The sequence below is a fragment of the Hymenobacter frigidus genome, from assembly GCF_014640435.1.
GTDB lineage: Bacteria > Bacteroidota > Bacteroidia > Cytophagales > Hymenobacteraceae > Hymenobacter > Hymenobacter frigidus.
Map to the genome: position 1 here is coordinate 88,793 of NZ_BMGY01000002.1, position 19,527 is coordinate 108,319.

The following is a 19,527-nucleotide window of genomic DNA, read 5'->3' on the forward strand; positions in this document are numbered from 1 at the left end:
TGATAGCTGATAGCAATTTTACACTTGCTCCAGGTCATATTGCTTGAGTTTGCGGTACAGCGTACGTTCCGAAATACCGAGGTCATGGGCGGCGTATTTGCGCTTGTTGTTGTGCTTTTTCAGCGCTTTGAGTATCATTTCCCGTTCCTTCACGTCGAGGGAGAGGGTTTCCTCTTCGGTTTCGTGAGAAATATCTTCCACCGGCGTTTCGTCGTCGTAGCTGGCCACCGGCTCATTTTTGTAAGCGTTGGGAGCAACGGGCAGGAAGTAGTCGGCGGTTGGGCTGCTCTCAAACGGTCCGGCCGGCGCGGTATTGCTAAACAGGTGGCTGTTCTGACGTAAAAGCTCCTGGGTTTCGTGGGGGCGCTGGCCGGCGGCTAACTCCAGCACAACTTTCTTCAGGTCCGTCATATCGCGGCGCATGTCGAACAGGATTTTGTAGAGCAAATCCCGCTCGGAGTAGCCGGCCGTGGCACCATCGGCCGCGCCGGGGCCCAGCAGCATGGGCAGGCGGCTGGCCTGGTCCTGCGGCAGGTAGGGCGTGAGGCGGCGGGCGTCTACGTCGCGCTCGGTTTCAAGCACCGACATCTGTTCGGCGATGTTCTTGAGCTGGCGAATGTTGCCCGGAAACCGGAAGCGCGTGAGCACCGGCACCGCATCGGGCAGCAACGTGATGGGCCGGGAGCGGTACCGCTCAGCTGCATCCGAAGCAAACTTGCGGAACAGCAAATAGATGTCCTCACCGCGCTCGCGCAGTGCGGGCACCGTGATGGGCACCGTGTTGAGGCGGTAGTACAGGTCCTCGCGGAAGGTGCCGGCCTGCACACGGTCGAGCAGCTTCACATTGGTGGCCGCCACTACGCGCACATCGGTCTTCTGAACCTTGGAAGAGCCCACGCGGATGAATTCGCCGTTTTCGAGCACGCGCAACAGGCGGGCCTGGGTACCCAGCGGCATCTCGCCGATTTCGTCCAGGAAAATGGTGCCGCCGTTGGTTACTTCGAAGTAGCCCTTGCGGGCCTCGTTGGCTCCGGTGAAGGAGCCCTTCTCGTGCCCAAACAGTTCCGAGTCAATCGTGCCCTCGGGAATAGCGCCGCAGTTGATGGCAATAAACTGCCCGTGCTTGCGCGGTGACAAAGCGTGGATGATTTTGGAAAACGACTCCTTGCCCGACCCGCTTTCGCCAGTGATGAGCACCGTCATATCAGTCGGCGCGACTTGCGCGGCTACCTGAATGGCATAGTTCAGCGCCGGCGCGTTGCCGATGATGCCGAAGCGGAGCTTGATGGATTGTATTTCCTGGGTAGTCAATTTCAGAGAGTTTATTTTTTGTCTGTTAGTCTTGAGATAGATATAACAGGGGCCTGAGGCGCTAAGATATCCAAGCAGCTATCCCAGGTTTGAATTGAATAGTGCTGAAGCCCCTCTTGAAAATATATGTGGTGCATCAGGCCTTCATTAAAGGATTTTTCCCAAAGTGAATTCGAAACCAGACACGTCCAACCAAGAGCGTTTTTAGTTGAGTTAGCTGACGCTCTGTACTCTACTACATCAATCTGGTATGCTTCCAAAAACGCCTCATCTGCAACTTGGTAGGGGCCAAAACTATCGAATTTGAAGGCGTATTCGTATTCGTCGTCTCGTACGCAAAAAGTCAAGCCTTCTTCTTCAATTAGTCTGACGATAAACAGCCCTTTTGCATCTGAGCAAGGAGTTTCCCAGCGTTCAAGGATTAGTGTTTTGTCAAATGCCATTGAAGCGTTCAGTAAAATACACGAGGCTTGCTAGTTTAAACAGGAGTGCCCAGCAGCGTGCTAGCCGAAGCCGAATGCACCAATACATCCACATAATCCCCTTTAACAAAGCTCTGCCTCGGAAAAATGACGACCTGGTTCTGACTGTTGCGCCCGCTCAAATGCTCTTTCGAGCGCTTGGAGAAGTTTTCGGCCAGCACGCGGTGTACCCGGCCGATGCCGCGCTGGTTACGCTCGGCGCTGTGGACTTGTTGTAAGTCGATGATTTCCTGCAGGCGGCGCTTTTTGGTTTCCAGCGGAATATCGTCGGCCAGCTTGCGGGCGGCCAGCGTGCCGGGGCGCTCCGAGTAGAAGAACATGTAGGCCATGTCGTAGCGCACGTGGTTCATCAGGCTCAGGGTGTCCTGATGCTCCTCTTCGGTTTCGGAGCAGAAGCCCGAAATCATGTCGGAGCTGATGGCGCAGTCATCGCCCAGAATCCGGCGGATGGCCTGCACCCGCTCCTCGTACCAGGCGCGGTCGTAGGTGCGGTTCATGAGGGCCAGCACGCGGGAATTGCCGCTCTGGGCGGGCAAATGGATGAATTTGCAGATATTCTCGTGGCGCGCCATGGTGTGCAGCACCTCGTCGGTAATGTCTTTGGGGTGCGAGGTGGAGAAGCGCACGCGCAGCGCGGGGCTGAGCAGGGCCACGCGCTCCAGCAGCTGCGCGAAGTTGACGTGCTCGGTGCCGTCGGTGCTGGCCCACTTGTAGGAATCCACGTTTTGGCCCAGCAGGGTTACTTCCTTGTAGCCAGCGGCTATCAGGTCGGCGGCCTCGCGCAGGATGCTGTGGGTGTCGCGGCTGCGCTCGCGGCCGCGGGTGAAGGGCACCACGCAGAACGAGCACATGTTATCACAACCCCGCATGATGCTGATAAAGGCCGATACGCCGTTGGAATTCAGGCGTACCGGTGTGATATCGGCGTAGGTTTCTTCGCGGCTAAGCAGCACATTCACGCCTTTCTGGCCGCCGTCGACCTGACTGATAAGCTGGGGCAAATCCCGATAGGCATCGGGGCCCACCACTAAGTCGACAATCTTTTCTTCTTCCAGAAACTTGCTTTTCAGGCGCTCGGCCATGCAGCCGAGCACGCCCACCAGCATGCCGGGGTTGCGCTTTTTGTGCGAGTTGATTTGGGAGAGGCGCATGCGCACCGTTTGCTCGGCCTTTTCCCGAATAGAGCAAGTATTGAGCAGCACCAAATCGGCGCTGGCCAGGTCGTCGGTGGTGTCAAACCCTTCGTCGAACAGAATGCTCGACACGATTTCGGAATCCGAGAAGTTCATCTGGCAGCCGTAGCTCTCGATGTAGAGCTTGCGTTGCCGCCCAGTGCGGGTAGGGGCCGTTATGCGCACTTCACCGCTGGGGGTTGCTTCGGCAGCGGGCGCTTCTTTGTCTAAAAAATCAAGGGTTAACAGGGCTTGGGACATAATAAAGGCGCGTTTCGGCGGGGCACAAAGATACGTCGGTATGGGTAGAAATGACAGAATGGCAGAATAATGTAGGGGCAGGGTGCACCCGCCCGGCGTTGAGCGCTCAGGCGGAAATCGGACAACGCCGGACAAGTCAACTTCGCTGGTAATCAACTGGCCGCCTAAGCCACGCCGCAAGGAATCGGGTAACGCCGGGCGGGTGCAACCCGCCCCTACGAAATACTGGTGCCCAACACTTCCAGCAAAGCCTTGGCTTTCAATAAACACTCCTCGTACTCGCGCTCGGGGTCGGAGTCGTAGGTGATGGCCGACCCGACCTGGAAGCTGAGGTAGCCGGTATCCTGGCGGTACTGCAGCGAGCGAATAACCACGTTGAAATCGAAATCGCCGTTGGGCCACACGTAGCCGATGCTGCCGCTGTAGAGGCCGCGCCGGCTGTTCTCGTAGTGCTCGATGAGCTGCATAGCCCGAATTTTTGGAGCCCCGGTCATCGAGCCCATGGGGAAGGTGGCGCGCAGCACGTCTGCCAAATTCGTGTCGGGGCGCAGGTCAGCGGTGACGGTCGAAATCATTTGCCAGAGGTGGCGAAAGGGGTAAAGACCAAAAAGCTCGGGCACGCGAACGGTCCCGGTTTGGGCCACGCGGGCGAGGTCGTTGCGCACCAGGTCCACAATCATGAGGTTCTCGGCGCGCTCTTTTTCGTCATTGAGCAAGGTTTGGCGCTGTTGCTCGTCTTCGATGGGGGTGGCCCCGCGTCGGATGGTGCCTTTGATGGGTTGGGAAATGATGCGGGAGTCCTGACGCGCCAAAAACCGTTCGGGCGAGGCGCAGAGCAGGAAATGGTCGTGCCAGCGCACGAAACCGGCAAATGGCGCGGGAGAAGCCGCCATCAAGCGTAAGAACACATCAACGGGAGCCAGCGTCACATTCTCGGCGTAGAATTCCTGGCAAAGATTCAACTCGTACACTTCGCCGTTGAGAATGTCCTCGCGAATGGCGGCCACGGCGTTTAAATAATCCGCTTTGGGCAAGCGGGGGAGCATAGCCGGTACCTGTGGCGCGGGCACGGCCGGTACCGACTGCGCCAGAATCAGGTCCAGAATTCCGGCCGTTTGCCCATGAATTTCCACCTGCTCAGCCCGCCAATACAGCCAGGTTTGGGGTGTAAAAAAGTGCAGTGACGGCCAATTCAGCTCATCGAAATTGTGACTGGTCAGCGCCTCAATATCATTTTTAACATCGTAGGTAAGAAAGCCGCAGTGAGGCCCTTGCCCGGGCGACGGCTCCGCTAATCCGGCCAGCGAGTCCACGCCGCCGGCTTCGGCGGGAGCCACGGCCAGCAGCCGGCTGAAGGGACCATATGGGTAATCCAGCCCGTTGGGCTCGAAATACGCGCAGTGCACAAATCCGGCCGCCCACTGCAGGGCCCGTTCGCGAAAATCGGCGGGCAGGTCAGCCAGCGCGACGCTTAGGGGAGTAGTAGTGGAAGAGGCAGTAGACACAGAAAATCAATCAAAGAGTACACCCCGAGGGCTGGGCTTTCACTCAACAAGAAAGTGCTCGGTTTGGCTCTATCTCAACTCGCGCAGGGCCAGTTTGGCTTTGGCATCGGTGCTGTTTTTGTATTCGTGCCAGGGGTAGCGCAACGCTTTTTCGAAATAGAAGCGGGCCTGCGCGTTTTTGCCCACGTTTTGGGCCATGTAGCCTTGCTGCAACGCCGCCTGGGGGGCGAAATAGTAGGGGGCCTTGGGGCCGGCCACGGTTTGGGTGCGCTCAAAATAAAACCAAGCCGAGTCGAGCCGGCCCAGGCCCTGGAAGGCGCGGGCACGGCGGTAGGGCTCCTCAATCCGGTCGCGCCACAGCATTGTGGGCGAGACGCGAAAGCTGCGCAGCGTAATCAGCGCCTGCTGGTTGTAGCCGCCATCGCATTGCAGGCGCGCACGGGTGAGAATGGGGTTTAGCGCTTGGGCCTCGTGGTAGTAGTGCTGGGCATAGTTGTCCTCTTCCACATCGGAAGGGCCAGGGCGGTTGATTTGCTCGCGGTAGCGGCCCACGCTAACGACGGGCTGCCCGCCCAGCCACGCGGCCAGATACAGTTTAAACGCCGCATCCTTGCGATAATGCAGACCTTTGAAATCGCGCAGAAACGCCAGATTTTCGCGTTCCGATGCTGCGTAGTCGCCCTTGTAGAGCAACAAATCGGCAGCCATGTGGTGGAGGTAAGGCACCGGTAGGTAGCCAGCACCGGTGGGCCGGGCCCGATAAGCCGCCAAGGCGGCTTCGCCGTTGTGCTGGCGCTTGCTCACGCTCATCATCAGGTAAGCAAACAGCAGGTTGTCAGGCTGCTGGGCAACCAGGCGCTCGGTAAGCCGCAGGCAGTCTTCCGGCTTTTTGTAGTAGCTCTCCCGAATCAGGGACTGGTAAATCTGGCTTTCGGTCTGGAAGTCGTTGGGTTGGGCGGCGGCCAGGGCAAGGTTTTTCAGGCCCGTATCCACGTTGGCCGTGAAGCCCAGCAGGCGCAGGAGCCAGTGGTAGCCTTCGGGCAACGAGCCTACCGCAAACTCGCACACGCCCAGCGTCTTGCGGGCCGGCGCAAATGCCGGGTAGCGCTGCACCACATTTTGCATCTGGTGGTAGCCGCTGCGCAAATGGTAGCCGCCCATCACCAGATGCTGGAACAGCAGCTGGCTCAGGCCCAGGTGCAGGGTGATTTCGGCGCGGGCATAGTCGCGCAGGGCGCTGGCGGGCGCTTTATCGAGCGCCGCCAGGCGGGCCTCCTGCGCTTCCTCCAACTCACTAAAACGGCGGGCATCCTGCGAAACCACGAGTTCGACAAAATCGGCGCAGTTGGCTACCAATAGGGGAGCGGGGGCCGTGGGGGTACTGGCCAACTCCAGCCGCAGCAGCTCGCGGGCCGGACCCAGGCGCAGTTTCAGCACTTCCGCGTAGGCGCGGCGGCTATTGGGCGTGAGTTGCCCGTCTGCGGGCGCAGGCAGGCTGGTGGCAGCGGTGGCGGGCGTGGCAGCCTGCGGTGGGATAATAAAACCCGAAACCAGCGCCCAGCCCGCTACGCCCAGCGTCCCCCGCCACCGGCGCGCCGGTACCCGCCCAAGCCCCCGCAGATTTCGAAATAATTCGGCCAGCATCGCCATCAGCTACTTGTTCTCAACAAAAAAAGGAACGGCACCGGGCCGTTCCTTTTCACAATTTCAATCAGCAAATCAAAAACTGAAGTTGCCCAAGCCTGCACTTAAACCGCGCGAGCTTCCACGTCGGCCAGAACACGGCCGCAGTGCTCGCACACGATGATTTTTTTGTGCGAGATGATGTCGGCCTGGCGCTGGGGCGGCACCGTGTTGAAGCAGCCGCCGCAGGCATCGCGCCGCACCAGCACCACGGCCAGGCCGTTGCGCACGTTGCCGCGAATGCGGGTGTAGGCTGTCAGCAGGCGGGCTTCCACCACTTGGGTGGCGGCTTCGCGCTGCACCATGATGCCGCGCTCTTCCTCTTCGTTCTCGCCCACAATCGTGTCGAGTTCACCTTTCTTGTTGTCGAGGTCCTTGCGGCGCTCGTCCAGTTTCGACTTCGTACCGCTGATTTCGGCGTTTTTCACGTCAATCTGGTACTGCGACTCTTTGATTTTCTTGTCGGCAATCTGGATTTCCAGGCGCTGAAGCTCAATTTCCTTGGCAATGGCTTCGAACTCGCGGTTGTTGCGGACGTTCTGCTGCTGCTCGTCGTACTTTTTAATGAGCGTTTCGGCGTCCTTGCTGGCCTGCTTGCGGCTCTTGATGAAGTCGTTCAGACCCTGAATTTCTTCGTCAAATTTCTTGACCCGCACTTCGTAGCCAGCAATTTCGTCTTCCAAATCCCGGACTTCCTCGGGCAAATCACCGCGCACGCGCCGGATTTCATCGAGCTGCGAATCGAGGTGCTGCAAGGTGAGCAGGGCTTCGAGCTTGGCGGCTACGGGAACGTCGGCGGGGGCCACGGCGGCACTTTTAGCAGTCATACTGAACGGGGTTCGTAGGGGTTTCGGAGATTAAGACCGCAAAAGTACGTCCAAATCCGGCGGTTAGCAAATCCTGAAACACCTCACTTGTGAACTGTTCGCTCTCGAAATGGCCCACGTCGCAGAGCATGAGTTGGCCTTCGGCCCCAAAAAACTCGTGGTATTTCACATCGCCGGTCACGTAGGCGTCGGCCCCGGCCGCTCGCGCCGCGCCAATCAGAAACGCCCCCGCACCCCCACAAATGGCCACGGTTTTAATGTCTTGTTCAAAGGCCGTGTGCCGCACCACGGGCACGAGCAGCTGTTGCTTCAGCAACTGCCGAAACGCGGCCGGAGCCAGCGCGGTGGGTAACTCGCCCACCAGTCCAGCCCCCACTTCGGTGTGCACGTTTTCTAGCTTAATCAGCTCGTAAGCCACTTCTTCGTAGGGATGCGCGGCGCGCAGGGCTCGCAGCACGGCCGCCTGCCGGTGCAGCGGCAGCAGCACTTCGAGGCGCACTTCAGGCACGATTTCGGGTTGATTTACCGTGCCAATGGCTGGCTGGGTACCCACGCCGGGCGTGAAGGTGCCAGTGCCGGCAGTTCGGAAGCTGCAGTCGGCGTACTGGCCCACCTGGCCGGCTCCGGCGGCGTAGAGCGCGGCCAACACGCGGTCGGCCAGGTCTGCTTGCTGGTCTTCGGGCCGGTTGGGTACGTAGGTGATGAGGCGGGCCAGGGTGCCGCTCTGCGGGGCCAGCACGCGGGTTTTTGTCAAGCCCAGCTTTTCGGCCAGCTTGTCGTTCACGCCGCCGCGCACGTTGTCGAGGTTGGTGTGGGCCGCGTAAATGGCCACGTCGTTTTTGAGGGCGGCAATGATGGTTTGCTCGACTTCATTGGCCCCGATAAGCCGCTTCAGGGGCCGAAAAATGACCGGATGGTGCGCGACCACCACGTTGCAGCCGCGCCGCAGGGCCTCGGCCACCACGGCCGGGGTGCAGTCCAGCGTTATCAGCACGCCCGTTATTTCGGCCTGTGGGTCACCACATTGCAGGCCGGCGTTGTCGTAGCTTTCCTGGTAAGCGAGGGGGGCGGCCGCTTCCAGCAGGCGGGCCAGGTCTTGAACGGTGGGCATTTTTTCTGTTTTGGTTTTAAACACGCGGTGCAAATAACCGCAGTTTTATTCCCCGGCCGGGCCCAGCGGCCAGGTCACGGCTATCGCGCCGGGGCCAATGCTTACGCGGCTGAGCAGCGGGTATAGCTTTTGGCCGTGCCGGTGGTGCGCGGCGTACTGGAACCCATCGAAGAGCAGCAAAAAGCCGCCTTGCAACAGCAGCGACTGCCCGTAGCCCCGCCAGCGGTCGGAGGAGCCGGCGGCGGTGGGGTTGCGGCTTTTTTCCAGCAAATACAGCCCGGTGGCCAGGTAAGCCACGTCAAGGCCGGCGTTGAAGAGGTACAGGTTTTCGGTCTTGATTTGGACGCGCACGTTGCTGGCGCGGTCGTTGGCGGGGCGGCGGGTGGCCCGGCGGGCGGCCAGGTAGCCCGTGCCGGCCAGCACCAGGTTCACCGCCCCCCAGCCAATGTTCATTTGGTGAAAATAGTGCTCGGAGCCGGTGGTTTGGCCCGTGGCGATGCCACTGACCAGCAAATTGCCCGCGGCCCAGCCGCCTAATACGGTCAGCCCGCGCTGGTCGAGGCGGGTGCGGCCGGCGGCAAAATCGGCCAGGGCCAGCGGGGGCGCGGCCGAGGCTTTGGGCAGGGAGTCGGCCAAGGCCTGGGCTTGGGCGAGCGGCGTGGCCAGCAGGCTCATCAGCCCAAAAATGAGCGGGGGCAGGCGCATGGGAATGGTCATTTTGGAGAAGCGTAATGAGGTCAAGCAACCGTCTCGCCGTGAGTTTGTGCGGGCGGCCGGGCCATTTCCGTACTTTTGCGGGCCGTTGCTTTGGCCTTTTGCCCCCGTATGCTGTCCGTGTTGGCTATTTTACTGCTGCCGTTTTCCTGGCTCTACGCCGCGGTGATGGCGGTGCGCAACTGGCTGTACGACATTGGTTGGAAACGGTCCGAAGTCTTTGCGGTGCCTCTGCTCAATGTGGGAAACCTGCGGGTGGGCGGCACCGGCAAAACCCCCCACGTAATGTGGCTGGTGGAAGAATTGCTGCGCCAGGGCCACCACCCAGCCATATTGAGCCGGGGCTACGGCCGCCGCACGAAGGGCCCTCGGCTGGCTGGCCCCACCGATTCGGCCGCGACCGTGGGCGACGAGCCCTGGCAGTACATGGAGGCCTTCGCGGCGCAGGGCGTGCCCGTGGCAGTAGCTGAAGAGCGCCGACTGGGAGCTCATCTGCTTCTGCGTTATCATCCCGAAATCACGGTCATCGTTCTCGACGATGCCTACCAGCACCGGGCCGTGCGCTCCACCCTGAATGTGCTGCTAACGGAATTTGCCCGGCCTTTTTACGACGATGAGGTACTGCCGGCGGGCCGCCTGCGCGAAAGCCGGGGCGGCGCGAGCCGGGCCGATATTATCATTTTCACGAAGTGCCCCATTGACCTGTCGTTGGCCGCACAGCAAGCTGCAGTTCAGCGCGTTCGGCGGTATTGCCAGCCGGTGATTCCGGTTATTTTTTCAGCGTATGACTATGGTCAGCCAACGGCCGTGATGTCCGAAACGCTGCCGTTAACGCTGCCAGCTGCCGGTTCCGGGCCGGTCCCGGCGCTGCTGCTCACCGGAATAGCGCAGCCCGGCCCGTTGCGCGAACACCTTGAACATTGGGGTTACTCTATTCAATACCAAGCTGCTTTTCCCGACCACTACGCCTTCCAGCCCGCTGACTTGGTGGCGGTGCGGGCGCATTGGCGGGCGGCCTGGCCTATTTTTACGACCGAAAAGGACGCCACGCGCCTGCTCGCCCCCGAACTGCGGACTGCTCTGACCGGGCTGCCCCTCTATATCATTCCGGTGCGGGTGGCGTTTTTGGGCGATGGAGCCGCACGGTTGTGTCGCCTCCTGCCCGAAGCGTTTGCCTCGAAACCCTGATTTACCCCTTACGCAGCCGGCTGCTTCCTCGAAGCCCGGCGTATTTGTTACCTGCTTGAAGGCCCTGCAACGAAATTCATTACTGCTGTGGCCACTTTGGGGGCTCATAATGGCTTGCCTGCTGTTGCTGGCTGTGCCCGCCGCCCGCGCCCAGGTGCTCGACGACTCCACCAAGGTTCTTTATGGCCCCAAAACCACGCGCGTCATCTACGAGGCCGAGGTGTTGCGCGATTCCACTGGCGGCACCCTGCTCGATACCACGCTCACGCGCTTTCCGCAGTCCCGGTACTGGGTCCACGACACCACGTTTCAGCAGGATTTGGGGGCTTTGGGCACGGCTTCGCGGCCGCTGCTTTATCAGCCCAACTTGCAGCTGGGGGCCCGCTTCGGCCGCAACGTATTTGATAGGTATGCCCGCGATGCCACGGCCGTGCCGTACTACGATTCCCGTTCGCCTTATTCATTCTTTCGGGTAATCCAGTCGGGTTCGGGCGAGCAGGTGTTCGAGCTTAGCTACAGCCGGAGCCTGCGCAAGAATTTCAGCATCGGGTTCGTCTATGAACGGATTGCCTCGAATAAAATTCTGGCAGCCCGTTCCTCGCGCGATGCTCTGGTGGAGCACTCCAACTTGCTGGTTTTTGGGCGTCTGCAGTCGGAGAACGAGCGGTACCATTTGCTCTTCAATTTTAGTAACGTGCGTCATCGGTCCATCGAGCAGGGTGGAATTTGGCCCATTACGCGGCTTGTGAAAAACCCTGCTGGTCGCGACAGCATCCCCACGGGCGAAACCCGCCCCCGCGACCTGTTCAACTACGCGCAACAGCGGGTGTATTTAACCCAAGCTGCCAACACCGAAGCCCGCGACGAACTCTACTTCACCCAAACCTACCGCCTGCTCGGTCGTGGCCTCACGGTGTACCATACCTTTGATGCCAAGCGACAATACAACAGCTATTTAGACCAATCCTTGGTTCGACTAAATACCCGAGAGGTGAATTACCCACGCGTGCTGTTTTATCCCCGCGTAATACGCAACACGACTGCGATACTGGACCGCGCCGAATACCAGCAAGTAGAAAATACCGTGGGCGTACTCGGCCGCACTGAAGCCGTGGAATACCGCCTCTACGGCCGCTTGCGTAATGCTAATTTAACTTCCCAATCACTGACCATCAACCAGTTTTCGGCCACGCCGGCCACCACCGGTTTGGCTCTGGTTCAAGGGGCTCCCACGCGCAATATCTGGCAGGGATTCGTGGGCGGTACGGCGGCATTTAACTACCGAAAAATCTATGCCATTGAGGCGGCGGGCGAATATAAATTCTTTGATGAATACTGGCTGCGGGCTTCCGTGCGCACCGGTCCGCTGTCGGCCGAAATACTCCGCTCATCCTATGCTCCCACACTCACGCAGCAGGAGCTGGTAGGTAATAATTACGAGTGGCACCACTTGCCAAAAAGCGATAGTGCTTTTAGAAATACTTCTACTACCCAGCTCACGGGCCGACTGCGCCTTAAGCTGCCCGATTTCGGTAGTTTCACGCAGCAGCGCTTCGAAGCCAGCGCCAGCCTCGTAAATATTGCCGACCTCATATTCTACAACACGCAAGGTGTGCCGGAGCAAGCCAGCGTTGCCCGCAATCTGCAGATTGTCCATGCGCGGCATCAGGTGCGGCTGGGCCGGGTTGGGATTGATAATGAAGCCACATACACCCAGGGCGGCAACGTCGATGGGGTACGTATTCCCACCCTGGTGAGCAACTCACGGATTTATTACGAGAGCTATATTTTCCGCAAAGCCATGTTCAGCCAAGTGGGGGCTGAAATGTATTACCAGTCGCGCCTGCGGGCTTTTGACTACAGCCCTAGCACGCAGCAGTTTTATCAGCAGGACCATTTCACTATTCGGAATTATCCGGTGGTCAACGTGTTTTTTTCCGCTGATATCAGGGCTGTTTCCATCTTTCTGAAAGCATCATACGTTAACCAAGGAATACTCAATGACGGCTATTTCACGACGCCATATTACAGCGGGTATCCGCGGCGTTTCACCCTGGGTTTAAAATGGAATTTCTTTAATTAGAAATCAGTAGATGAAAGAAAAAACAATCCTAAAATTAAAGCTGAATACCGACCCGCGCTGGGTAGATATTGCTGAGAAAAATATCGAAGATATTTTGGTCGACCACGCCTGGTGCGAGCAGAAAGCCGCCAGCACCGGCATCAGCATGATTATCCATTATCCCGAGAAAACGCGCCTCGTAGATGAGCTCACTGACCTTGTGGCCGAGGAGTGGAGCCACTTCGAGCGAGTGCTGCTGGAGCTACGCAAACGCGGTTTTGCGCTTGGTCGGCCCCGCAAGGATGAGTACGTGGTGCAGCTATTGGCCCACGTGCGCAAGGGCGGAGCCCGCGAGCGTCAGCTCATAGACCAGCTCCTGGTTTCGGCCCTGATTGAAGCTCGTAGCTGCGAGCGGTTCAAATTATTGTGGCAGAATATCGCCGATAAAGAGCTGAGTAAATTCTATTATGAATTGATGGTTTCGGAAGCTGCGCATTTCGTGGCCTACGTCGAATTAGCCAAAGAATACGCCGACCCGAAACTGGTAGAAGAGCGCCTGCAGGAATTGCTATTAATTGAAGGTGAAATCGTGACCAACCTGCCCGTGCGCGACGATAGAATGCACTAATTGAAAGAGGTGTAAATTAGCACGTCATGCCGAGCGAAGCCGAAGCATCTCTACTGCGCCACTAATTAACTTCCAGTGTTGCGGTGGAGATGCTTCGGCTGCGCTCAGCATGACGTTATTTTATTATAAATTCTAGCATTATTCAGCCGGCAGAATGGTGCCGCTAACCTCACCGAAACCGATACGTACGCCATCTTTTTCGGCGTAGCCTCGCATGGTCACCGTATCGCCGTCGAGCAGGAACTTGCGCTCGGAGCCATCGGCCAGGGGCACGGGGCGGGTGCCGCGCCAGGCCAGCTCCAGCATCGAGCCCAGGGAGTCGGGCGTGGGGCCGCTGATGGTGCCGGAGGCGTACAAATCACCGGCTTCGAGGTTGCAGCCGTTGGAAGCGTGGTGGGTGAGCTGCTGGGCCATGCTCCAGTACATGAGGCCGAAATTGGCACGGCTGATGACCGTGGCGGGGCCGTGAGCGGGCGTGAGGGCCACTTCGAGGTGCACGTCGAAATTGTGCTCCCCCGATTGGGCCAGGTAAGGCAGGGGCGTTGGTTCTTGCATGGGGCCCGCCACGCGGAAGGGTTCCAGGGCATCGAGCGTGACGACCCAGGGCGCGAGGCTGCTGCCAAAGTTCTTGCCCAGAAAGGGCCCTAGCGGCACGTATTCCCAGCTTTGCAGGTCGCGGGCGCTCCAGTCGTTGAACAGGCACAGGCCGAAAATATGGGCTTCAGCATCAGCCAGCGGTACGGTTTCGCCCAAGGCGGTGCCGGTGCCTACCACAAAGGCCATTTCCAGCTCAAAATCGAGCTGTCGGCTGGGGCCGAAGGTGGGCAGGGCTTCGTCCGGGGCCTTGCGCTGGCCATTGGGCCGCCGGATGGGCGTGCCCGATACCACGATGCTGCTGGTGCGGCCGTGGTAGCCAATGGGCAAGTGCCGCCAGTTGGGCAGCAGGGCATTGGCGGGGTCACGAAACATCGTGCCCACATTGGTGGCGTGCTCGATGCTGCTGTAGAAATCGGTGTAGTTGGCGGGCTTCACGGGGCGCAGCATACGCACCTCGGTTTGGCGCAGCAGGCAGTCGCGCACGGCTTCTTCGTGGTCGCGCAGGCGGGGTTCATCGTGGCGCAGCAGCTCGCTCACGCGCTGGCGCACGGCCCGCCAGGCTGGGCGACCCAGGCGTAAAAAGGCATTGAGCGAGCGGCGGCGAAACACCTTGGGCTGCGCATCCCCCAACTCCGTCAGGTCTTCAAAAAAGCCCAACTGACTAGCCGCGTACAAGTCAAGCACGTAGCCCCCGATAGCCACCGCCAGCCGCGGACCCCGCTCCTCGGTTTCGAACACGCCAAATGGGAGGTTTTGGATGGGGAAGTCGCTTTCCGGGCGGATGTCAATCCAGGAGCGGAGGGCGGGCGAGTTGAGCGCGTTGGGCATAGCAGGGGGGAGGTACGGGGCAAAAATAAGGCAGACGGAGCACCAAAACGAAAAAAAACGTCATGCTGAGCGTAGTCGAAGCATCTCTACTTCGCAAGTAAATGATTACTTACGCGGTAGAGATGCTTCGACTACGCTCAGCATGACGTTCTTCTTATTCTTCGAACATAGCCGCCCAAAAACGCTTATCGCGCTTCTACAGCCGTGATTTCGGGTACGGCTTTTTTCACCGTGTCCTCCAGGCCGGCGCGGGTCATCGGCGACATGGGGCAGGCCCCACAGGCGCCTTCCCATTCCAGCTGCAGCACGCCCTCGGGCGTGATGTTGGCCACGCGCACGTTGCCGCCGTCGGTGGCGAGGTAGGGGCGTAGCGTATTCAGCGCCGCCTCAATGCGGGGCATAAGCGGATGCTCGAAAGCGGGCGCAATGTTGATAGTCTCTTCCACGGGCATTTAGGAGTTCATCTGCACGACGGCCGTTTTGGGGGCCACGTTGTTGCGAATACTTATTTGACGGGCCACGGCTTCGGCTAAATTAGCAAATAGCTGGCCCACTACCGAAGTCGGGTCGAGCACGGCGGGCTGGCCCTCGTCACCGTTTTCCCGAATGCTTTGCACCAGCGGCAGCTGGCCCAGCAGCGGCACATCGTGCTGCTCGGCCAGACGCTGTCCGCCATTCTCTCCAAAAATGAAGTATTTGTTGTCGGGCAGCTCGGCCGGTGTGAACCACGCCATGTTCTCGACTACGCCCAGCACGGGAACGTTGATTTGGGGCTGGCGGAACATCTGCAAGCCCTTCTGGGCATCGGCCAGGGCCACTTTTTGCGGCGTGGTCACGATAACGGCCCCCGTCACGGGCACGGTTTGTACCAGCGTGAGATGAATATCGGAAGTACCGGGCGGCAGGTCGAGCAGCAGGTAGTCGAGCTCGCCCCAGTCTACTTCAGTGATAAATTGCTTGAGGGCCGACGAGGCCATGGGCCCACGCCATACGATGGCACTTTCGGCCGGGGCCAGGAAACCGATGCTCATCAGTTTCACACCGTATTTCTCAATGGGCTGAATCAGGTTTTTGCCATTGGGCCCCTGAAACACGTGCGGAGCCTCGTTTTCTACGCCGAACATAACGGGCATGCTGGGACCTGAAATGTCGGCGTCGACCAAGCCAACCTTGGCTCCGGTGGCGGCTAGCGCCACCGCCAGGTTGGCCGCAACCGTGCTTTTGCCCACGCCGCCCTTGCCTGAGGCAATGGCGATGATGTTTTTCACGCCGGGCAGCAGGTCGCCACGGTTGTTGCGCAGCGTGGTCACGCGCGAGGTCATGGTAATCACTACGTTAGCATCCTTGTCAACCATTGTGTGGATGGCTCGTTCGCAGGCATCGTGAATGAGTTGCTTGAGCGGGCAGGCCGGGGTGGTGAGCACCACGGTGAACGCGACAGTAAGCCCGTCAATCTCAATATTCTCAATCATGTTGAGGGTCACGAGGTCCTGGCCCAGGTCGGGCTCTTCCACGTAGCTCAATGCTTTGAGAACGGCTTCTTTGGTGATGGTCATAAGGCTGCAAAGCGCCGGAAAATGGCGGCTCGCAAAGATAACCCCGGAAGCGCCGGACCGGTTCGGGCCGGCGCAAATTGCCTTTTTCAAGGTACAGGCAATCGTGAGCTAAAAATATTGCACCGGGAATGGCAAGTCCGCTTGCCGGGGTAGTTGGGTTGCTCAGCGTGCCGGAAAGTGTATTAGCAGAAAAAATATAGTTATTAGCACAGCCTTAGCATTTTTATTAAAATAAATCAAAATAAATTCATAAATTCACCCCATCCTCACCAGGCTGACTTCAAGCCCAGTACGCACCGCCCTATCCGCTTTTTTTATGCAAGACTTCGACAAAACCTCCGCCTCCGGCAGCGTAGATATGCGCTGCTTTGCTGATTGCGAAGAAAACGAGCAATCAGTTACCTTTGAATTGGTAGTGCCCGTAGCGGCCAAAGTGCCTGCTCTGAGCCAGTCCGTGGCAGTAGCCAAACTGGTGCATCCGGCTTCCATCACGAGCACTGTGCCCAAGCAAATACTCACCCAACTACGGACCAACAACACGGCCCTGGGTTCGGTCTGGTGCATCACGGCTACCCTGGTCGCAACCTGAGAGCCGGCCCGAGTTATCGCTCAGACACTGAGCGGCTGCGCCGCGCCCCCAATCCGAACTATCCCGATTAGCTACTTCCCCGAAGCAAGCAGCCCCGCCGGCACGCTAAGGGCTCCGGTTTGCGGGTCAATCAGGCCGTTGCGCTCGTCCTCGATGTTGGTGGCTTGCGTGTACACGTCGCCCGCGATGGGCCGGCGGCGGAGCTCCTGTTTGAATGCGCTGATGCTGGCCGTGCGCGCTTCCGCGTCCTGCGGTCCGCCGTAGTCAGGAAAACCAAAGCCGCCCCATTCGCTCACGATGAGCGGAACCTGATGACGGTAAAAGAACGGGTCGCCGACGACCAGCGGGTAGGCCGCCGTGCCGTTCATCTCGCCATTTATCAGCCGGTCGAGCAGCTCCTGCCAACGCCCCAAATCCGGCGTGTAGAGGTGGGCCGTGAGCAGGTCCGATTTTAGGCGGCCGGTGTAGGACACGTGGTGCCAGCCGTCGTTGTCTACCACCAGAAACTGGGGGTAGGCAATCTGCATGAAGTGGTAGGTGTCGATGATGTACTTGCGGGTGTCGGCGTTGGTGGCGATGTCCTGCACGCCCCAATCTTCATTATACAGGCTCCAAATGACAATGGACGGGTGGGTTTCGCTCAGCGTGAGCATGCGCAGCAGCTCGGCGCGGTGGTTGATGCGACTGCGCACGGTGGAACTGTGCGGGCTGGGCACTTCCACCCACAGCAGTAATCCCAGCTCATCGGCCAGGTTGTAGATGCGGGGGTCGATGCCGGCAATGTGCACCCGCACCAGGTTGCAGCCCAAGGCCTTCATGGCGTGCATGTGGCGCTGCATTTCCTCGTAAGTGGCCTCACCGGGTTGATACAGTATGCCGTCGAGGTAAATCGACTTGTTGTTGAGGTACACATGGCGGCCACGGGCTTCAATCTTACGCAGGCCAAACAGGGTTTCGATGCGGGCAGCGTAGCCGTTGGCATCGATGAGCTGGGCCACTAGGCGGTAGCGGTTCGGCGATTCGGGCGCCCAGAGGCGGGCTTCGGGCACTTCCAGCACCACGCGCTGCTGCCATTGGCCGGCGGCCATGTGCAGGCCAAAGTCTGACTCGGCCAGCGGCAGCGCATCATTCGGCTGCGCGGGGTCAAACACCTGCAAGCGGATGACGTAATCCCCGGCATCGTGCAGGCGTAGCGTCAGGTTGAAGCGCACCAGCTGGTCTTCTACTTCGCTCACCACACCCACCCGCGAGCGCAGGCGGTTGCGCTCCACGGCTTCGAGCCACACGCTACGGACGGCCCCGGTATACGTCTGGTACCAGATTCCGCCGCGCTTGTACACGTGCGACTCCTGTTTGCCGCGGGGCAGCTCGGCATCCATGGTATCGGCAATGCGCACGGTAAGGCGGTTCACGGGGAGCAAAGCGGCTTCGTCCAGCTCGTAGGTAAACGACGTGTACTCGCCGTAGTGCACGTCTTCGCCCTCGATGGTTTTCAGGAGCTGCCCGTTGAGCCAGACCCGCGTTTCATGTCCGCAGGCGCCAAACGTGAGTTGAAGCATGGACAGCGCCGGCGGCACGTCCATAGCGGGCCGGTCGAATTCGCGCTCGTACCATACCACCACCCGGTCGTGCCAGGCGCTGCCTTCTTTCTGGCCCCGGGCTTCGCGCAAATGCGTTTCAACCGACCCGGGCCACTGGGCCATGTGTTCGTAGGAGTGGCCCTGGGCCCAGTTGTGAATCAGGCCCTGGTCGTCGATGTCGTGAGCAAAGTGCCAAGGCCCATCGAGTAGCAAGTAGCTGTTGGACCGCAGTACGGCGCGGGGCAGGAGGTTGGCCGGGGTGGGCTGCTCTTCGCGACTTACCGAAGTGCTGTAGTTGGTGGGGAGCAACGGGTGCATGCAGAAGCTGAAATGAGAGTCGGCGGCCCGGGTCATGTCTTAAAGCCGCATTCTGACTATGATGTAGGCCTAACGGCTAACCGCTGGCCAGCGATGCATTTGACGGCAATAGCTCATTCATCCCGCGCAGAACGAATAAGGCGTTGGCTCGAAAATGCCGCTACAAGACCCCTATTCTTCCCAACGCTCAGCCCTTTGGGGGCGCTTAGGGTTGATATGCCAGGGCAAAACCTGTGCCCCCGCCCGCGGCATAGGTGGGCATTACGAGCAGCTTGTGGGCAACCCCTTTGGGCAACAGGCGAGTGAGGACCGGATACAAATGCCACACCGTCTCGGCTGATAAAAAGCCGATGCCCGCGCCCGCCAGCACATCAGTGGCCCAGTGCTTATTGCCGAGCACGCGCATGGCACCCGTGGCGGCCGCCACGGCGTAGCCGCTCACGCTCACCCAGGGATATTGGCGGCCGTATTGCTCGTGCAGCAGCGTGGCGGTGAGGAAGGCTTGCGACGTGTGCGATGACGGAAAGGAGGTCAAATCGTTCGCGTTGTTGGGCCGGGCCTCAGCCGTGATGCGCTTGAGGTTACTCACCACACCAGCGTCCAGCTCGTGCGCGGCCAGGTAGATGAGCGTGAAGCCCAGGGCCGTACGTTCGCCGCGGTGGCCGGTCGCCATTAGGCCGTAGGCCACAGCCAGCGGCACATGGCGGGTGTAGTCGTCGATGCCGTGGGAGTTGAAGCCGCCAAAAATCTCCCGGGTTTCTGCCTGCATCTCCCGCTTGGCCTCATATAAGGTCTGGTTGAAGCGGGGACTGTGGGCCAGTACGCCCACACCCACCAGCACCGACGGCACGGCTATGCGCAACGCTACCGACCGCAAGCTACTGGGCGGCAACGGGCGTACTACAACTACCGCGGCACTGTCCGCAACCGGCACCTGGGCCTGCACCCGCAACCCTGTGCATAAAATCAACAAAGGCAAAACGAGGCGCAAACGCATAACTTCTGGGTAAGTTGTATTTGGGGCCCTGAAAGTTACATGCTGGTTGCCCGTTATAAATGTCTTTTGGCTCTTGGCCATAATCTTTTGAGGGCAGCGCACAAAAAAGCCCTGGCTG

Annotated in this window: 17 protein-coding genes; 4 read left to right on the top strand and 13 right to left on the bottom strand. The window is 59.5% G+C overall.

The window, feature by feature from the left end:
• Positions 1-18: 18 nt before the first annotated feature.
• From IEW17_RS01440 to IEW17_RS01475, 8 genes are all read right to left on the bottom strand, one after another.
• Positions 19-1,311 carry a sigma-54 interaction domain-containing protein gene (locus IEW17_RS01440; protein WP_188560233.1) on the bottom strand — a complete coding sequence of 431 codons (1,293 nt, stop codon included), beginning with the start codon at positions 1,309-1,311 and terminating at the stop codon, positions 19-21.
• 11 nt (positions 1,312-1,322) lie between these two features.
• Entirely contained in the window at positions 1,323-1,754 is a 432-nt protein-coding gene (locus IEW17_RS01445; RefSeq protein ID WP_188560234.1) for a hypothetical protein, read from the bottom strand.
• A gap of 35 nt (positions 1,755-1,789) precedes the next feature.
• A complete protein-coding gene (miaB, locus tag IEW17_RS01450; protein WP_188560235.1) occupies positions 1,790-3,226 on the bottom strand; it encodes a tRNA (N6-isopentenyl adenosine(37)-C2)-methylthiotransferase MiaB in 1,437 nt (478 codons plus the stop codon).
• A 215-nt stretch (positions 3,227-3,441) separates the two neighbouring features.
• The gene (gene pabB, locus IEW17_RS01455) at positions 3,442-4,731 is read right to left on the bottom strand and encodes an aminodeoxychorismate synthase component I (RefSeq protein WP_188560236.1); all 1,290 of its coding nucleotides are present in this window, start codon (positions 4,729-4,731) and stop codon (positions 3,442-3,444) included.
• 69 nt (positions 4,732-4,800) lie between these two features.
• Positions 4,801-6,375 (bottom strand): DUF3808 domain-containing protein, encoded by a 1,575-nt coding sequence (locus IEW17_RS01460; RefSeq protein WP_188560237.1) that lies wholly within the window; start codon positions 6,373-6,375, stop codon positions 4,801-4,803.
• A 104-nt stretch (positions 6,376-6,479) separates the two neighbouring features.
• On the bottom strand, positions 6,480-7,241 hold the full coding sequence (locus IEW17_RS01465; protein ID WP_188560238.1) for a zinc ribbon domain-containing protein: 762 nt from the start codon (positions 7,239-7,241) through the stop codon (positions 6,480-6,482).
• Positions 7,231-8,352, bottom strand: a complete 1,122-nt coding sequence (locus IEW17_RS01470; protein WP_188560239.1) for a Nif3-like dinuclear metal center hexameric protein — start codon at positions 8,350-8,352, stop codon at positions 7,231-7,233. The genes IEW17_RS01465 and IEW17_RS01470 overlap by 11 nt, the downstream gene beginning before the upstream one ends.
• 45 nt (positions 8,353-8,397) lie before the next feature.
• On the bottom strand, positions 8,398-9,069 hold the full coding sequence (locus tag IEW17_RS01475; protein WP_188560240.1) for a DUF6992 family protein: 672 nt from the start codon (positions 9,067-9,069) through the stop codon (positions 8,398-8,400).
• Between the two features lie 108 nt (positions 9,070-9,177).
• Here IEW17_RS01475 and lpxK point away from each other — a divergent pair, with 108 nt between their 5' ends.
• From lpxK to IEW17_RS01490, 3 genes are all read left to right on the top strand, one after another.
• A complete protein-coding gene (lpxK, locus tag IEW17_RS01480) occupies positions 9,178-10,254 on the top strand; it encodes a tetraacyldisaccharide 4'-kinase (RefSeq protein ID WP_229748723.1) in 1,077 nt (358 codons plus the stop codon).
• A 109-nt stretch (positions 10,255-10,363) separates the two neighbouring features.
• Entirely contained in the window at positions 10,364-12,337 is a 1,974-nt protein-coding gene (locus tag IEW17_RS01485) for a putative porin (protein WP_188560241.1), read from the top strand.
• A gap of 10 nt (positions 12,338-12,347) precedes the next feature.
• Positions 12,348-12,944, top strand: coding sequence for a MiaE family protein (locus tag IEW17_RS01490; protein ID WP_188560242.1), 597 nt, complete (start codon positions 12,348-12,350; stop codon positions 12,942-12,944).
• Positions 12,945-13,082: 138 nt separating this feature from the next.
• Here the strand turns inward: IEW17_RS01490 and fahA are convergent, their stop codons facing one another.
• From fahA to IEW17_RS01505, 3 genes are all read right to left on the bottom strand, one after another.
• Complete coding sequence (fahA, locus tag IEW17_RS01495; RefSeq protein WP_188560243.1) at positions 13,083-14,369, bottom strand: fumarylacetoacetase; 1,287 nt, start codon at positions 14,367-14,369, stop codon at positions 13,083-13,085.
• Between the two features lie 185 nt (positions 14,370-14,554).
• Entirely contained in the window at positions 14,555-14,770 is a 216-nt protein-coding gene (locus IEW17_RS01500; RefSeq protein WP_198069023.1) for a NifU family protein, read from the bottom strand.
• Between the two features lie 51 nt (positions 14,771-14,821).
• The gene (locus IEW17_RS01505; protein ID WP_188560245.1) at positions 14,822-15,925 is read right to left on the bottom strand and encodes an Mrp/NBP35 family ATP-binding protein; all 1,104 of its coding nucleotides are present in this window, start codon (positions 15,923-15,925) and stop codon (positions 14,822-14,824) included.
• 316 nt (positions 15,926-16,241) lie between these two features.
• Here IEW17_RS01505 and IEW17_RS01510 point away from each other — a divergent pair, with 316 nt between their 5' ends.
• Positions 16,242-16,514: a hypothetical protein gene (locus tag IEW17_RS01510; RefSeq protein ID WP_188560246.1), complete on the top strand. Its 273-nt coding sequence runs from the start codon at positions 16,242-16,244 to the stop codon at positions 16,512-16,514.
• Between the two features lie 71 nt (positions 16,515-16,585).
• Here IEW17_RS01510 and IEW17_RS01515 read toward each other — a convergent pair whose 3' ends face one another.
• The gene (locus IEW17_RS01515) at positions 16,586-18,412 is read right to left on the bottom strand and encodes a glycoside hydrolase family 2 TIM barrel-domain containing protein (protein ID WP_188560247.1); all 1,827 of its coding nucleotides are present in this window, start codon (positions 18,410-18,412) and stop codon (positions 16,586-16,588) included.
• Positions 18,413-18,617: 205 nt separating this feature from the next.
• On the bottom strand, positions 18,618-19,382 hold the full coding sequence (locus IEW17_RS01520) for a phosphatase PAP2 family protein (protein WP_229748725.1): 765 nt from the start codon (positions 19,380-19,382) through the stop codon (positions 18,618-18,620).
• Positions 19,383-19,527 lie beyond the last annotated feature (145 nt).

Excerpts from the sequence above, each read along its gene's own strand:
- IEW17_RS01445 (WP_188560234.1), bottom strand. The coding sequence starts at position 1,754 with ATGGCATTTGACAAAACACTAATCCTTGAACGCTGGGAAACTCCTTGC.
- miaB (WP_188560235.1), bottom strand. The coding sequence starts at position 3,226 with ATGTCCCAAGCCCTGTTAACCCTTGATTTTTTAGACAAAGAAGCGCCC.
- IEW17_RS01460 (WP_188560237.1), bottom strand. The coding sequence starts at position 6,375 with ATGCTGGCCGAATTATTTCGAAATCTGCGGGGGCTTGGGCGGGTACCG.
- IEW17_RS01465 (WP_188560238.1), bottom strand. The coding sequence starts at position 7,241 with ATGACTGCTAAAAGTGCCGCCGTGGCCCCCGCCGACGTTCCCGTAGCC.
- IEW17_RS01470 (WP_188560239.1), bottom strand. The coding sequence starts at position 8,352 with ATGCCCACCGTTCAAGACCTGGCCCGCCTGCTGGAAGCGGCCGCCCCC.
- IEW17_RS01475 (WP_188560240.1), bottom strand. The coding sequence starts at position 9,069 with ATGACCATTCCCATGCGCCTGCCCCCGCTCATTTTTGGGCTGATGAGC.
- lpxK (WP_229748723.1), top strand. The coding sequence starts at position 9,178 with ATGCTGTCCGTGTTGGCTATTTTACTGCTGCCGTTTTCCTGGCTCTAC.
- IEW17_RS01485 (WP_188560241.1), top strand. The coding sequence starts at position 10,364 with ATGGCTTGCCTGCTGTTGCTGGCTGTGCCCGCCGCCCGCGCCCAGGTG.
- IEW17_RS01490 (WP_188560242.1), top strand. The coding sequence starts at position 12,348 with ATGAAAGAAAAAACAATCCTAAAATTAAAGCTGAATACCGACCCGCGC.
- fahA (WP_188560243.1), bottom strand. The coding sequence starts at position 14,369 with ATGCCCAACGCGCTCAACTCGCCCGCCCTCCGCTCCTGGATTGACATC.
- IEW17_RS01500 (WP_198069023.1), bottom strand. The coding sequence starts at position 14,770 with ATGCCCCGCATTGAGGCGGCGCTGAATACGCTACGCCCCTACCTCGCC.
- IEW17_RS01505 (WP_188560245.1), bottom strand. The coding sequence starts at position 15,925 with ATGACCATCACCAAAGAAGCCGTTCTCAAAGCATTGAGCTACGTGGAA.
- IEW17_RS01510 (WP_188560246.1), top strand. The coding sequence starts at position 16,242 with ATGCAAGACTTCGACAAAACCTCCGCCTCCGGCAGCGTAGATATGCGC.
- IEW17_RS01515 (WP_188560247.1), bottom strand. The coding sequence starts at position 18,412 with ATGCACCCGTTGCTCCCCACCAACTACAGCACTTCGGTAAGTCGCGAA.